We start from the raw sequence: 14,785 nt of genomic DNA, 5'->3' as shown, positions 1-14,785 counted from the left end.
ACGCCCGGGGTGACGCCGGTGCGGCTCCTTTTACGGTTAGCTTTCTTAACCGTTTAAGGTCTCCGCTGGCCCGGTGCTGAATCGTTACTCGGTTGATCAAGCGGAAACATTGCGAAACACCGTTTCCACCTCTTGACTGGCAACCGGGGGAACCGGAGACGGTGACGGTGATGTCACGCCCCGGCGTGATGTGAGATAGGGAGAGGTATGTTCGGTCAATCCAATAGCCCGCGCTTCAGGAGCGCGCTCGCCGGCACGCTGGGCATCGGCCTGGTGTTCGGCCTGGCCGCGTGCGGCGGCAGTGACGACTCGGACGACGATTCCAAAACGGCCGCGCAGTCGATCGACTGCGCGCAGTTCAGCTCGTTCGGAGACCTCAAGGGCAAGACGGTCTCGGTCTACACGGGCATCGTGACGCCCGAGGACACGGCGTACAAGGACTCGTACAAGCCTTTCGAGCAGTGCACCGGCGTGACCATCAAGTACGAGGGCGACAAGGCCTTCGAGACGCAGATCCTGGTCCGCGCCAAGGCCGGCAACCCGCCGGACCTCGCCATCGTGCCGCAGCCCGGCCTGCTCAAGCAGCTCGTGGCCACCGGCAAGGCGGTCGAGGCACCGGCCGAGGTGTCGGCGAACGTCGACAAGTTCTGGGGCAAGGACTGGAAGGCCTACGCGACCGTCGACGGCAAGTTCTACGGCGCGCCGTCCGGCGCCAGCGTCAAGTCGCTGGTCTGGTACTCGCCCAGCGAGTTCAAGGACGCCGGCTACACGGTGCCCACGACGCTCGACGAGCTCAAGACGCTGACCGACAAGATGGTCGCGGACAAGAAGAAGCCGTGGTGCGCGGGCATCAGCAGCGGTGAGGCGACCGGCTGGCCGCTCACCGACTGGCAGGAAGACATGATGCTCCGGCTCTACGGTCCGGAGACGTACGACAAGTGGGTCAACCACGACATCCCGTTCAACGGCCCCGAGTCCACGGCAGCGCTGGACGCGGTGGGTGGCTACCTGAAGAACCCGGCCTACGTGAACGGCGGCCTGGGCGACGTCAAGAGCATCGCCACGACCACGTTCCAGGACGCCGGTCTGCCGATCCTCGAGGGCACCTGCTCGCTGCACCGCCAGGCCAGCTTCTACGCGGCGAACTTCCCCAAGGGCACCAAGGTGGCCGAGGACGGCGACGTCTTCGCGTTCTACCTGCCGGGCAAGACCGCCACGGAGAAGCCGGTGCTCGGCGGTGGCGAGTTCAACGTGGCGTTCGCGGACCGTCCGGAGGTCAAGGCCTTCCAGACGTACCTGTCGACCGACACGTGGGCGAACATCAAGGCCAAGCTCTCGCAGGGCTGGGTCAGCGCCAACAACAAGATCGACCCGAACAACCTGAGCAACCCGGTCGACAAGCTGGCCGCGACGATCCTGCTGGACCCGAACGCGACCTTCCGCTTCGACGGCTCGGACCAGATGCCGGCCGCCGTGGGCTCCAACGCCTACTGGAAGCAGACGACGAGCTGGATCACCGGGCAGGACACCAAGACGACGGTGGACAACATCGAGAAGGCTTGGCCCAAGTGATCTGAATCTTCACCCGGGGCCGGTCGCCGCAAGGTGACCGGCCCCGCCGCTCTCCAGAGGAGGTACGGGTCGCGTGTTCGACACCGCCGACACCACCGCCGAGAAGTTCACGCAGATGTTCGCTGCGATCCTTCTCTTCGCCGCGGTCGTGGGCATCATCCTGTTCATCGCGGGGCGCTTCGGCGGCCGCCGCGGTGACAAAATCGTCGCCTATTCCTATCTCGCCCCGACACTGATCATGCTGCTGGTCGGGCTGGTCTATCCGGGTATCCGCACCATCTACCAGTCGTTCTTCGATGCGGCCGGCAGCGCCTTCATCGGCATGGACAACTACAAGACGATCTTCACCGACAGCGATCAGCTGACGGTGCTGCGCAACACCGTCTTCTGGGTCGTGGTGACGCCGTTCGTGGCCACCGCGGTCGGCCTGCTCTACGCCATCCTGGTCGACAAGGCGAAGATGGAGTCCTTCGCCAAGGCGCTGGTCTTCCTGCCCATGGCGATCTCGTTCGTGGGCGCGTCGATCATCTGGAAGTTCGTCTACGAGTTCCGCCCGGACCAGGGCAACGTCAAGCAGATCGGGCTGCTCAACCAGGTCCTGGTCTGGCTCGGCGGCAGCCCGCAGCAGTGGCTGGTGGACTCGCCGCTGAACACGTTCCTGCTGATCGTGGTCATGATCTGGATCCAGGCCGGCTTCGCGATGACCGTGCTGTCCGCGGCCATCAAGGCCATCCCGGACGACATCATCGAGGCGGCCCGCCTCGACGGCGTCGGCCCGTGGGGCATGTTCCGCTTCGTGACCCTGCCGGCCATCCGCCCGGCGGTGGTGGTCGTACTGACCACCATCGGCATCGGCACGCTGAAGGTCTTCGACATCGTGCGCACGATGACCGGCGGCCAGTTCAACACCAGCGTCATCGCCAACGAGTTCTACAGTCAGAGCTTCCGCAGCGACAACCAGGGCCTCGGCTCGGCCCTGGCGGTGCTGCTGTTCCTGCTGGTCATCCCGATCGTCGCCTACAACATCCGGCAGATCCGCAGTTCGGAGGCGCTATGACCACCGTCACGCCGGTCACCACGACGCCACCGCTGACCCCGGACAAGCCGAACGCGGCGGCGGTCGCCAAGAAGAAGCTCACCTCACCCTGGGCCTCGCTCGCGGCCCTGGTCATCGCGGTGCTCTGGACGCTGCCGACGTTCGGATTGCTGGTGTCGTCGTTCCGCCCCGAGCGGGCCATCAAGACGACCGGGTGGTGGACCTTCTTCTCCGACCCGAAGTTCACCATGGACAACTACAAGGCCGTGCTGGACGCGGACAGCGGCGCCGGGCTCGGCTCGTTCTTCGTGAACTCGCTGGTGATCACCATCCCCTCGGTGATCATCCCGTTGTGCCTGGCCTGCCTGGCCGCGTACGCGTTCGCCTGGATCAAGTTCCCCGGGCGCAACATCCTGTTCCTGGCGATCTTCGCCCTGCAGATCGTGCCCCTGCAGGTGACGCTGATCCCGCTGCTCACCCTGTACGTGGACGCGGGCCTGGCCAACACCTTCTGGACGATCTGGATCTCGCACGCCATCTTCGGCCTGCCGCTGGCGATCTACCTGCTGCACAACTTCATGCGGGAGATCCCGGCGACCCTGCTGGAAGCGGCCCGGGTGGACGGCGCCGGACACGTGTCGATCTTCTTCCGGGTGCTGCTGCCGCTTCTGCGACCGGCCCTGGCCGCGTTCGGCATCTTCCAGTTCCTCTGGGTGTGGAACGACCTGCTGGTCGCCCTCACCTTCGCGGGCGGCGGCGACGCGGTCGCCCCGATCACGGTGGCGCTGGCCAACCTCAGCGGCACCCGCGGCACGGCCTGGCACCTGCTGTCGGCGGGCGCCTTCGTGTCGATCCTGGTGCCGGTGACGATCTTCCTGCTGCTCCAGCGGTACTTCGTCCGCGGCCTGCTCGCGGGCAGTGTCAAGGGCTGACCCCCACGGCGCGAAAGGGGCCCGGGACCGCTGCGGCGGTGCCGGGCCCTCGCTTTCCTCAGCCTCAGAGCAGATCGGCGAAATACTGAGCGACGTCGTAGTTGCCGATGAGCCGGGCCAGCTCCAGCGGCGTCCGGCCGGAGGCGTTGCACTGATGGGGATCGGCGCCAGCCGCACGGAGCAGCCGGATGACCTCGCCCTCGCCCTTCGAGCCGAACACCGCGGTCCAGAGCGGCGAATTGCCGAACTTGTTGACCACGTCCACCGGAGCGCCGTGGGCGAGCAGAACTTCGGCCACGGCGGTGTTCTTCTGCTGTGCCGCCATGTGCAGCGGCGTGCAGCCGTCCTTGTCCTGCAGGCCGACATCCTCTCCGGCCAGGATCAGCCGGACGGCATCCTCGGCTGTCCCGTCCAACGCGACGTAATGCAGCTCGGAACGACCCTGACGATCCGTCATTCCACTCCCCTACGGTATGGCAGCGGACGATACGGCACCGCCGGCAGCAGGACACCAACGGTTTGTCCCACCCGATCGATAGGGTCGGGCGATGACCGTGCACAGGTTGTCGCGCGCCGACGCGCGCCGTGTCGCCGTGCGGGCGCAGTTGCTCGACGCCCGGGCGCCCGGCGGGATGCTCGACGTCGTGCGCCGGTTGACGCTGCTGCAGAACGACCCGGCCACCGCCGTCGCGCCCAGCGCCGACCTGGTGCTGTGGAGCCGGCTCGGCTCGTCCTACCGGCCCGGGCAGCTGCGCGACGCCCTCGACGAGCAGACCCTGCTGGAGCTGCACGGCCTGGTCCGCCCGCCGGAGGACATCGCGCTGTACCGGGCCGAGATGGCCGAGTGGCCCGGGCGTCCACCCTTGCGCGATTGGCAGGAGGGCCTGCGGGAATGGGTCGACGCCAACAACGGCTGCCGGCTCGACATCCTGCACCGGCTGCGCGCCGACGGCCCGCTGACCAGCCGCGAGCTGCCGGACACCTGCGAGATCCCGTGGCGTTCCTCGGGCTGGACGGACAACCGCAACGTCAGCAAGCTGCTCGGCTTCCTGGTCCAGCGGGGCGAGGTCGCCGCGGCCGGTTGGCGTGGCTCCGACCGGCTGTGGGATCTGGCCGAGCGCGTCTACCCGGACGACGTGGTGCCCTACGAGCAGGCGCGGCGCCGCCGCGACGAACGCCGGCTCAGCGCGCTCGGCATCGCCCGGGCGAAGGCGCCACAGAGCCCGGCCGAGCCCGACGACGTGGGCGCCGCGGGTGAGCCGGCGATCGTCGAGGGCGTGAAGGGTCAGTGGCGGGTCGACCCGCGGCACCTCGACCAGGGCTTCACCGGCCGGGTCGCGCTGCTGTCCCCGCTCGACCGCCTGGTCTACGACCGCCGGCGCCTGGCCGAGCTGTTCGCGTTCGACTACCAGTTGGAGATGTTCAAACCGGCCGCGAAGCGCCGCTGGGGCTACTGGGCGATGCCGATCCTGGACGGCGACCGGCTGGTGGGCAAGCTGGACGCCGCCGCGGACCGCCGGGCCGGGGTGTTCCGGGTGCACGCGATCCACCAGGACGTCCCCTTCACCCCGGCGACGACGGCTGCCGTGCGGCACGAGATCGCCGACCTGGCGAGCTGGCTCGGTCTGGATCTCGCGATGCCGGTCTGACCACCGGCCGGCCGTTTCAGCCGTCGATGGGCAACGGGGTCACGTGCCAGATGTCGCGGCAGTAGTCACGCACCGTGCGGTCCGAGGAGAAGAAGCCGCTGCGGGCCGTGTTCAGGATGGACTTGCGGGTCCAGCCCTCCCGGTCGCGCCAGGCCCGGGCCACCCGGTCCTGGCAGTCCACGTAGGCGCGGTAGTCGGCCAGCGTCAGGTATTCGTCGCGGTTCAGCAGGTCGTCGACGATCTCCTTGTCGTAGTGGGCGACCGTGTCGAGCACCTCCCGCAGTTCGGCGTCCCGGTCGTAGTAGGCGCGCGGTTCGTAACCCCGGGCCCGGACCGCGTCCACCTCGGTGGTGTCCAGTCCGAACAGGAAGAAGTTGTCCGCGCCGACCCGGTCGCGGATCTCCACGTTGGCGCCGTCCAGGGTGCCGATGGTCAGGGCGCCGTTGAGGGCCAGCTTCATGTTGCTGGTGCCGGAGGCCTCCTTGCCGGCCAGCGAGATCTGCTCGGACAGGTCCGCGGCCGGGATGATCAGCTGGGCCCGGGAGACGTTGTAGTCCGGCAGGAAGACCATTTTCAGGTACGGCGAGACGACCGGGTCCTCGTTGACCAGGCCGGCCACCGTGTTGGCCAGGCGCATGATCCGCTTGGCCGCGTAGTAGCCCGGCGCCGCCTTGCCGCCGAACACGATCGTGCGGGGCACCACGTCCTGGACCTGGTCGCGGCGGATCCGGTGGTACTGCGCGACGACGTGCAGCACCCGCAGCAACTGCCGCTTGTACTCGTGGAACCGCTTGATCATCACGTCGCAGAGCGCGTCCGGGTCGATCGCCACGCCGGTCGCCGCCAGCGCGTGCCGGGCCAGTTCCTCGCGGTTGCGCCGCTTGACCTCGCGCCACTGCTCGCGGAAGCCGGGATCGTCGGCGGCCGGCTCCAGCTCGACCAGCCGGTCCAGGTCGGTCAGCCACGCCCGGCCGCCGAGCCGCCCGCTGATCAGGTCGGACAGCCGCGGGTTGGCCAGCCGGACGAACCGGCGGGGCGAGATGCCGTTGGTGACGTTGTGGAAGCGTCCCGGCCACAGCTCGGCGAAACCACGCAGGGTGGTGGCGGCCAGCAGGCGCGAGTGCAGCTCGGCGACGCCGTTGACCGCGGAGCTGCCCACCACGGCCAGGTGGGCCATCCGGACCCGCTGCTCGCCGCCCTCCTGGATGATCGACAGTTCCCGCAGCTTGGCGTCGTCACCCGGGTAGCGGGCGGCCACCTCCTGCAGGAACAGGTGGTTGATCAGGAAGATGATCTCCATGTGCCGGGGCAGCAGCCGCTGCACCAGCGCCACCGGCCAGGTCTCCAGCGCCTCGGGCAGCAGCGTGTGACACGTGTACGCGAACACCCGCCGGGTGATCGACCAGGCCCGGTCCCACTCCAGGCCCTCCTCGTCGACCAGCATCCGCATGAGCTCGGCGATGGCCATCACCGGGTGGGTGTCGTTGAGCTGGATGACCACCTTGCCGGCGAAGTCGTCCCAGTCGCTGTTGCGCAGCCGGAACCGTCGCACGATGTCCCGCAGCGCGCAGGTGACCAGGAAGTGCTGCTGCTTGAGGCGCAGCTCGCGGCCGAGCTCGGTGCTGTCGTCCGGGTAGAGGACCTTGCTGATGTTCTCCGAGCGGACGATCTCCTCGACCGCCTCGCCGTACTGGCCGGCACCGAAGCGGGACAGGTCGAAGGACTCCCGGGCGGCCCGGGCGCGCCACAGCCGGATGATGTTGACGGTGCTCGTCCCGTACCCGGGCACCAGCATGTGGCTGGGCTCGCCCAGCACGACCTCGCCCGGCACCCAGCTCCGGCGCAGGCCCTCCAGCGGTTCGACGTGGCCGTAGAAGCCGACCGTCTGCTGGTCGTCGGAGGCGTGGAACTCCCACGGGTTGCCGTAGAACGTCCAGTCGTCGGGCCGCTCGACCTGGCCGCCGTCGTGGAAGGCCTGCTTGAAGATGCCGAAGTCGTAGCGGATGCCGTAGCCGACCGCGGGGATGTCCTGGGTCGCCATGGCGTCCAGCAGGCAGGCGGCGAGCCGGCCGAGGCCGCCGTTGCCCAGGCCGGGCTCGACGTCCAGGGCGTCCAGGTCCGAGCTCGACAGCCCGAGGCCGGCCAGGGCGCGGCGCGCGCTGTCCTCGGTGCCGGAGTAGAGCAGGTTCTGGTCGAGCTGCTTGCCGAGCATGTACTCGGCCGACAGGTAGTAGATGAACCGGGGGTTGGCCCGGTAGTGCGCGGCCGCCGTGCGGATGTAGCGGTCGACCAGCCTGTTCCGCACGGTCAGGGCGAGCGAGTGGTAGGCGTCCTGTGCGCTGGCCGACTCCAGGGTCGTGCCGCGCTGGTAGTACAGGTTGCTCAGCAGGTCGCGCCCGAAGTCGCCGGGCGTGTCGCCGGAATGCGGCGACGTCACGTAGGTCACGGCTGGTCCCTCCCGACGGTGATCCGTCCCTCGACGGTCTCACGGGGAGTATCGACGCTCGACGGAAACGCCCCGCTCCGGGGTACGGAACGGGGCGTTTCGCGGCGTTACGCGGACAAGTCGTCGGAGGTTTCGTCCTCGGGGTCCTCGGTGGGGTCCTCGTCCGGCTCCGGGCTCGTGGTGGGCGTGGGCTCCGCCGTGGGGGTCTCGTCGGCCGGGGGCGTCGGCTGCGGCGTGGCCGGCACGGTGGGGGTGGGGGTCGGCTTGACCGCCGGGCTCTTCGGCTGCTTCACCGAGACTTTGGTGGCGGTGTAGGCGGTGCCGACCCGGATGCCGTTCACCGCGATCCTGGCCCCCACCGCGACCGTCTGGAGCGTGGTGCGCTTCCCGTTGACGACTACGCGCAGGCTGCCCGGCACGGTGACGGTCACGGTCCGCTTGCGGACGTCCTTGGTGCCGCCGCTGGCCAGCAGCGTCACTGTGCCCGCGGCGGCGTCGACGGCGGTGACCTTGCCGGACGCTTCGAACCGGGTCCGGACGGGCTTCTTGGTCTTGGTGGCCTTCGGGGTCGCCTTCTGCGCGGTGACGGGCCGGCCGCCCGGCTGGGCGAAGGCGGTGGCGGCCGTACCGACGGCGGAAACGACGATCCCGGCGGCCAGCAGGGCGGCGACAGCAGTACGACGCAGACGCATCGGGAGATCTCCTTGTTTCGGGGGTGAGATCAGCCTCGGCCCGCCGGGGTGCGAACGGGTGCCCGGCCCGGTTGCGGGCAGGTTGCCGTGTGCTCAGGCCGGGTGCGGCGCCTCGGCGGCCGGCAGCGTGACGGTGAAGGTGCTGCCCTGGCCCAGCCGCGACTCGGCGGTGACCGAGCCACCGTGCTCGGCGACGATGTTGCGCACGATCGCCAGGCCCAGCCCCGAGCCCTGCACCGCCCGATCCATCGCGTTGGCCGCCCGGTGGAACGGGGTGAACAGGCCGGCCAGGTCGCCCTCCGGGATGCCGATCCCGGTGTCGGTCACGGTCAGCACCGCCGCGCCGTCCACCGCCCGCAGCCGGTAGGCGACCGCCCCGCCGGGCCCGGTGAACTTCACCGCGTTGTCCAGCAGGTTGCGCAGCGCCCGCTCGAGCTGCCGGGCGTCGCCGTCGACGAAGACCTGCTCCGCCTCCCCGGTCAGGGTGAGGTCCCGGCCGCGGGCCGGCGGCTCGAACTCGGTCCGGAGCGCCGCCATCACCTCGGCCAGGTCCACCCGGGCGGTGGTCGCGCCGACCGTGTTGTTGGCCCGGTCCAGCAGCAGCAGGTCGGCGACCGTGTCCTGCAGCCGGTGAGCGTTGCGCAGGATCGCGGTGACACCGCGCTCCTGCAGCGGGGACAGGTCGCCGGCATCGCCGTCGGCCAGCATCTCCGTGTAGCCCAGGATGCTGGTCAGCGGAGTGCGCAGCTCGTGGGTCACGGTGGCGACGAAGGCGTCCTTGCGTTCGTCGAGCACCCGTAGCTCGGTGATCAGCCGGGCCTGACGGCGTTGCAGGCGTTGCTGGCGCACGGTGTGGTCGACCTCTCGGGCCACGGTGGCGAGCAGGCGCCGCTCGTCGGCAGTCCAGTCCGGCTGATCGGGGCGTACGGCGTGGATGAAGCCGGGTGGGCAGTCGGCGTCGCCGCCGATGGGCACGGCCACGCCGCCCGCGACGTCCGGCAGGAGCCGTACGGTGCCGGCCTCCCCGGCCAGGATCTCGCGTACGGTCCACTCCGGCATCGGCGGCGCGTTGTCGGGCCAGCGCACGTCGACCTCATCGGTGCCCCCGACGGGGATCCGGCTGTGGACCACGTCGGCTCCCAGCGCGCGGCCGACGAGCTCGGCGACCCGGCCGGCGGTCGCGGCCGGATCACCGGTCTCCCGCAGGGCGACCGCCACCGCTTGGCGCAGTTCGGTCCGGGCGACCCGGGCATCATCCTCGGCGAGCAGGCGCTGCGTCTCGGCCGCGAGCCGGTTCAGCGTGCCGATGACTGCGCGCATCTCCTCCGGCCCGGCCGGCACGGCCCGGGCGGACAGCTCCCCGGCGGCGAGCCGCTGCAGCGTCATCCGGATGTGCTCCAGCGGGGCCAGCAGCAGCCGGCGCGCTACCCCGGCGAGGGCCAGGGTGACGGCCAGAAAGCCGATGGCGAGCAACGCGAACAGCATCTGGGCCAGCCGCGAGGCGCGCCGGTCCGCCGCGGTGACCCGGCGCATGTCGGCCCGCAGCGCCTCGGCCACGGCCGCGTTGGCGGTACGGACGTCGTCGAACAGCTCCTTGCCCCGGTCGGTCTGCGAGTAGCCGGGATCGGCCACCCCGGCGTTGACGATGGGGTACGCGAACGCGTACAGCCAGCGGGACGCGGCGGCCCGCTCGGCGGTGACCAGCCGCAGCACGGTCGGGTCGGTGGTCCGGGCGGCGACCTCGTCGAAGGCGGTGAACGCGCCGATACGGCCCTGGTCGTACGGCTCCAGGAACCTTTCGTCGCCGGTGATCTGGAAGCCCCGTACGCCGGTCTCGGCATCCGTCATGTGTTGCAGCACCGCGGTGTTGGCGTCGCGGGCGGCCTCGACCCGGGCCACCCGCCGCTCGTGCCGGCTCTGCAGGTTGTCGCTGACCACGAACTGGGTCACCACGACGCCGATGAACAGCACCAGGACCGCGATGACGCCCGCGTCGACGCGCGCCCGCACGGAGGCCACCTCAGGCGTCCGCAGCGGTACGGGAGACCGGCAGCGTGAAGGAGACCGTGGTGCCGCCGCCGCTGGGTGCGGCATCGGCCCAGATCCGGCCGCCGTGGCGCGTGACGATCCGCTCGCAGGTGGAGAGCCCGACACCGTGCCCGGCGGGGCCGGCCGTCTCGGCGCGCGCGAACATCTCGAAGACCCGGCGGCGCTGGTCGGCGGGGATGCCGATGCCGTTGTCGCGGACCGTGACGACGTACTCGTCCTGCTCCCGCCGGGCGGACACCTCGACCTGGCAGTCCCGGGCCGGGTCGCGGTACTTGACCGCGTTGCCGATGAGGTTCTGCAGCAGCTGGCGCACCAGGGTCGGATCGCAGGACACGGTGATCCGCGGAAGGGTGACGCGGACGGTGGCACCGCCGCGGCGGACACTCTCCCGGAGATCCGTCAGGGCCAGGTCGACCAGCTCGCCGAGGTCGGTGGTCTCCCGCCGGCAGGGGCCGCTGCCGGCCCGGGCGTAGCTCAGCAGCGACTCGATGAGCGCCTGCATCCGGCCGACCGCCCGCACGGTGGCCCCGATCCACTCCTGGCCCTGGGCGTCGATCTCCGTGGTGTAGTCCTCGCCGAGCAGTTCCAGGTAGCCGCTGACGACCGCCAGCGGCGCCGCGAGGTCGTGGCTCACCACCGCCGCGAACTGCTCGAGCTCGGTGTTGGAGCGCAGCAGCTCGGCGTGGGCGTCCCGCAGGGCCTGCTGCCGGGCGCGGTCCGCGGTGACGTCGGTCATCGCCACGACCGCCCCGAGCGGCGTGCCGTCGGCGGCGGTGAGGGCACGGCCGCCCACGACGACGTGCCGCGCCGGGAGGTCGTCGGGGCGGATGACGAGCTCGGCGTCGCTGACCGCGCCACCGTGCAGGACGCGCAGCAGGGGGATCTCCTCGCTGGGCAGTGCCGTGACACCGTCGGCCCGGAACAGCCGGTAGTGCTCGGCGAAGTCGGCCGGCTCGATCGAGGGGTCGGCGTCGAGGCCGTGCCAGTCGCGCGCGGCCCGGTTGAAGACGGTGAGGTGCCCGGACCGGTCCGCGGCGACCACCGCCACGTCGATGGTGTCCAGCACGGTGTCGGTGAACCGCTGGCGGGCCTCGGCCTCGGCGGCCAGCTCGGCCATGACGCGGGCCTGCCGGCGCCGCTCGAACAGCGCGAGGATCGCCCCGGCCAGGTCCTTCAGCCGCTCGATCTGCTCGCCGGTCAGCTCCCGGGGCATCGAGTCGAAGACACACAGGGTGCCCAGCGCGTGTCCCTGCGGCGTGACCAGCGGCGCCGAGGCGTAGAACCGCACGTCGGCGAGCACCCCGGTGACCCACGGGTTCTCGCGGTAGGTGGGGTCGGTGCTGGCGTCCCGGACGTGCACGAACTGCCCGGCCTCGAACCGCAACGCGCACATCGAGTCGGAACGGGCGGAGTCACCGCCGGTGAACCCCGCGGTGGTGAGTTGGCACTGGCGGTGCTCGTCGATCAGGTTCAAGGTCGCGGTGGGCACGCCGGCGACCATCGCGGCGACCCGGACGACCGCCTCCAGCTCGTCGTCGGCGGGCGCGTCGAGCACGCGGTGCTCGTGCAACGCGGCCAGGCGCTGCTGCTCGTGTCGACTCAACGCCCGTTCCTCTCCGCACGGCGGCATCAGCCCTCGTGACCTAGTTCGGCAGGTATTGCCGCGACTTGAACCGGTGGTGCACGCACGCTGAGTGCACAGACCTGAGAGCTTCCTGAAAGTTGTTACCTATCCGTAACTTGAGGCTCCTGCGTACGTGTGGTGACGATCACAGGCCTGTCGGCCGACCGATGTGTCCATTAGCGACGCATCTCACGGACACGCACCCCGATTGCGGTGACCCACAGTAATCGATCTTGTGACAAGCCTGTTACTGGCCGGTAGCCAGGGCTCTTGTCCTCATCCGCAGCTGGAGGCAACATTTCCCGCACGTTAAGACGGCCGCATCGACGGGGTTGCATACCAACGGTTGACCTAGAGTCGCCCGCGATGCGAGCCGCATGGCGGTGCGGTCGCAGCCGTTGTAGTTCCCACAAGGAGGATCCGTGAAGGATGCGCAAGGCGATCCGGCCTACGGTCGCACCAACTGGCGCCGTTTCGCCGTAGCGGTGGCGGTCCCCACCGCGGCCGCCGGTGCCTTGGTCTTCGGCCTGGCCAACGGGGCGTTCGCCGCCTCGTTCGCCATCTCCGGCCAGCCGTTCAAGATCTCGGCCGACAAGCTCGACGGCACCGGCTTCGCGCAGTACGGCGGCCAGCTGGAAACCGCCAAGAGCGGTGACCAGGACGTCCCGGTCGCCATGTCGGGCATCGCCTCGGCGAAGCTCTACAACCTGTGCCAGTCGGTACGGGCCCCGGGCTCGCCGATCAGCCTGACGATCCGGGCCGGCCGCGACGCCAACGCCCCGGCGAAAGCGACGAACCTGCTGATCGGCATGTCCGAGCTCAACGGCAACGCGGAGTTCACCGACATCAACATCGGTCAGGACGCGTCGACGCTGGGTCAGGGCGGCCCCGAGGCCAAGGGCCCGCTGGGCTCCTTCGGCCAGGAGGCCTCGCACGTCGTGATCACCGACCTGAAGCAGACCGCGGTCTCCACCACGGCCGGCACGTTCACGCTGACCGGGCTCAACCTGAAGATCAACTTCCCGGGCAAGGACGGCAACCCACCGGAGTGCTTCTGATGTAGTACCCGAGGCCCGCGGAGCTCACCGCCCGCGGGCCTCCACCATGCCGGGGGGCCCAGCACGATTTTCTGGAGGAGTACGTGGCAACAACCAACGCGTCGGACGGCGGTTTCCGCCGCTGGCGGCGAAGCAGGCCTTTCTGGGGTGGCCTGCTGCTCCTGATCGCCGGGCTGGAGCTGTTCCTCAGCGCCAACCTGACCCTCGGCGATCTCGAGGTCCACATGGGGCCGGAGGGCTTCCTGTCCTACCTGCTCCCGCTGCTGCTCGTGCTGGCCGGCGTGCTGAGCTGGGTCACCCCGGGACAGCGGCTGTTCTACGGCGTGCTCGGCCTGCTCACCGCGGTGTACTCGCTGGTCGGGCTGAACCTCGGCGGCTTCGGGCTCGGCATGCTGCTCGGCATCTTCGGCGGCGCGCTCGTGCTCGCCTGGGCGCCCACCCGGCCCCAGCCGCAGGCCCCCGCCCCGGCCGCGTCCGACGAGGACCCCACGGCGCACGACACCGACGAGGACCCGGCGCCGCAGCAGCACGACCAGCATCCGCACGACCCCGCAGCCACCATGATCGTGCCCGGGTTCACCGGCGGCCCGGACGACCAGGCCGGCGCGCCCGCTCCCCTGCGCCCGGCGGAGCCCGCTCAGCAGTTCCCCGCCGAGCCGGCCTACCCCGGCGACGAGAGCACGCAGGCCGAGCCGCCCCGGCCGTCCAACGGCGTGCACCGCAAGACCTTCGTCATCACGCTGGTCCCGCTGGCGATGACCGCGGCCCTGCTGATCGCCGGCAGCAACACCCCGGCCCGCGCCGAGCCCGAGTGCCCCGAGGGCCTGCCGTCGCGCCCGGCCGCCGCGGCCAAGAAGGAAGCGGCCCGCCAGTCGTCGGCCAAGCCCTCACCGAGCCGTACGGCCGCGAAGAAGACGCCGACCGCCAAGCCCTCCGCCTCGGCCGGCCCGTCGGCCTCGGGTGACGCCGAGGCCGGCGAGGAGGATGACAGCGACGGGGCCGGCAACCCGATCGTCGACGGCTGGAACGGGCTCGTGGACGGCGTCGGGGACCTGCTCGGCATCGGCGACGAGGAGCAGGCCGAACCCGAGCCGGAGCCGAGCACGACCACCGAACCGCCGGCCACCCCGGACCCGACCGGCACCGCGACCCCGTCAGCCGGGCCGTCCTCGCCCGCCCCCGGCCCGTCCGGCCCACCCGGCGGGTCGGGAACCCCGAGCACCTCGCCCAGCTCGGCGTCACCGACGCCGAGCTCGAGCGACATCCCGTGCCTGGGGCCCCGCGTCTTCAAGGACGCGGCCGGGGACGACACACCGCAGGTCTCCCTCAAGCCCGGCCTGATGGAGACCTCCTCGCTGACGATGTACGACCCCACCTACGACGGCGTGGCCAAACTGACCACGGCGACGGGCACCGTGCGGGCGCTGAAGTTCAGCATGCGCAAAGCCGTGAACAAGCCGTTCCGCCTGACCGTCACCGGACCAGGCCACGTCGCCCGCAAGGACAGCACCGAACTGGTCGCCGAGGGCGACGTCCGCTTCTACACGACCCGGTTCCAGGGCAAGCTGTTCGGCGTCATCCCGGTCACCTTCACCCCCGACGCGCCGCCGCCGCTGACCCTGCCGATCCTGTGGTTCACCGACGCGAAGATCGACCTGGCCCTGGTGCAGTGCGACAAGATGACGGTCGCCGATCTGGTCCAGACCGACAAAGCCTGACCCGCCGGC

General features: G+C 70.4%; 11 protein-coding genes. 6 read left to right on the top strand and 5 right to left on the bottom strand.

Annotated elements, in window-relative coordinates; all coding sequences use genetic code 11:
- Positions 1 to 207: 207 nt before the first annotated feature.
- The 3 genes from ACWEOZ_RS38945 to ACWEOZ_RS38935 all read left to right on the top strand — a co-directional run bounded on the left by ACWEOZ_RS38945 (position 208) and on the right by ACWEOZ_RS38935 (position 3,540).
- On the top strand, positions 208 to 1,572 hold the full coding sequence (locus ACWEOZ_RS38945; RefSeq protein ID WP_451915692.1) for an ABC transporter substrate-binding protein: 1,365 nt from the start codon (positions 208 to 210) through the stop codon (positions 1,570 to 1,572).
- 115 nt (positions 1,573 to 1,687) lie between these two features.
- Entirely contained in the window at positions 1,688 to 2,629 is a 942-nt protein-coding gene (locus tag ACWEOZ_RS38940; protein ID WP_451915705.1) for a carbohydrate ABC transporter permease, read from the top strand.
- On the top strand, positions 2,626 to 3,540 hold the full coding sequence (locus ACWEOZ_RS38935; RefSeq protein WP_451915691.1) for a carbohydrate ABC transporter permease: 915 nt from the start codon (positions 2,626 to 2,628) through the stop codon (positions 3,538 to 3,540). The genes ACWEOZ_RS38940 and ACWEOZ_RS38935 overlap by 4 nt, the downstream gene beginning before the upstream one ends.
- 64 nt (positions 3,541 to 3,604) lie before the next feature.
- On the opposite strand, the gene ACWEOZ_RS38930 is transcribed toward ACWEOZ_RS38935, so the two are convergent.
- Positions 3,605 to 3,997: an ankyrin repeat domain-containing protein gene (locus ACWEOZ_RS38930; RefSeq protein WP_451915690.1), complete on the bottom strand. Its 393-nt coding sequence runs from the start codon at positions 3,995 to 3,997 to the stop codon at positions 3,605 to 3,607.
- Positions 3,998 to 4,088: 91 nt separating this feature from the next.
- Between ACWEOZ_RS38930 and ACWEOZ_RS38925 the strand changes: the two genes are divergently transcribed.
- Positions 4,089 to 5,189, top strand: a complete 1,101-nt coding sequence (locus ACWEOZ_RS38925) for a DNA glycosylase AlkZ-like family protein (protein WP_451915689.1) — start codon at positions 4,089 to 4,091, stop codon at positions 5,187 to 5,189.
- A gap of 16 nt (positions 5,190 to 5,205) precedes the next feature.
- Here ACWEOZ_RS38925 and ACWEOZ_RS38920 read toward each other — a convergent pair whose 3' ends face one another.
- From ACWEOZ_RS38920 to ACWEOZ_RS38905, 4 genes are all read right to left on the bottom strand, one after another.
- Positions 5,206 to 7,635, bottom strand: a complete 2,430-nt coding sequence (locus tag ACWEOZ_RS38920) for a glycogen/starch/alpha-glucan phosphorylase (RefSeq protein ID WP_451915688.1) — start codon at positions 7,633 to 7,635, stop codon at positions 5,206 to 5,208.
- 107 nt (positions 7,636 to 7,742) lie between these two features.
- Positions 7,743 to 8,327 carry a hypothetical protein gene (locus tag ACWEOZ_RS38915; protein WP_451915687.1) on the bottom strand — a complete coding sequence of 195 codons (585 nt, stop codon included), beginning with the start codon at positions 8,325 to 8,327 and terminating at the stop codon, positions 7,743 to 7,745.
- Positions 8,328 to 8,420: 93 nt separating this feature from the next.
- On the bottom strand, positions 8,421 to 10,337 hold the full coding sequence (locus ACWEOZ_RS38910; protein ID WP_451915686.1) for an ATP-binding protein: 1,917 nt from the start codon (positions 10,335 to 10,337) through the stop codon (positions 8,421 to 8,423).
- A 10-nt stretch (positions 10,338 to 10,347) separates the two neighbouring features.
- Complete coding sequence (locus ACWEOZ_RS38905; protein ID WP_451915685.1) at positions 10,348 to 11,979, bottom strand: sensor histidine kinase; 1,632 nt, start codon at positions 11,977 to 11,979, stop codon at positions 10,348 to 10,350.
- 443 nt (positions 11,980 to 12,422) lie between these two features.
- On the opposite strand from ACWEOZ_RS38905, the gene ACWEOZ_RS38900 reads away from it, so the two are divergent.
- Both ACWEOZ_RS38900 and ACWEOZ_RS38895 read left to right on the top strand, forming a co-directional pair.
- The gene (locus tag ACWEOZ_RS38900) at positions 12,423 to 13,058 is read left to right on the top strand and encodes a DUF6230 family protein (RefSeq protein ID WP_451915684.1); all 636 of its coding nucleotides are present in this window, start codon (positions 12,423 to 12,425) and stop codon (positions 13,056 to 13,058) included.
- Positions 13,059 to 13,141: 83 nt separating this feature from the next.
- Positions 13,142 to 14,776 carry a DUF6114 domain-containing protein gene (locus ACWEOZ_RS38895; RefSeq protein WP_451915683.1) on the top strand — a complete coding sequence of 545 codons (1,635 nt, stop codon included), beginning with the start codon at positions 13,142 to 13,144 and terminating at the stop codon, positions 14,774 to 14,776.
- Positions 14,777 to 14,785 lie beyond the last annotated feature (9 nt).

The sequence above is a fragment of the Actinoplanes sp. NPDC004185 genome (assembly GCF_053603475.1).
This window is presented reverse-complemented; position numbering and strand designations above follow the sequence as displayed.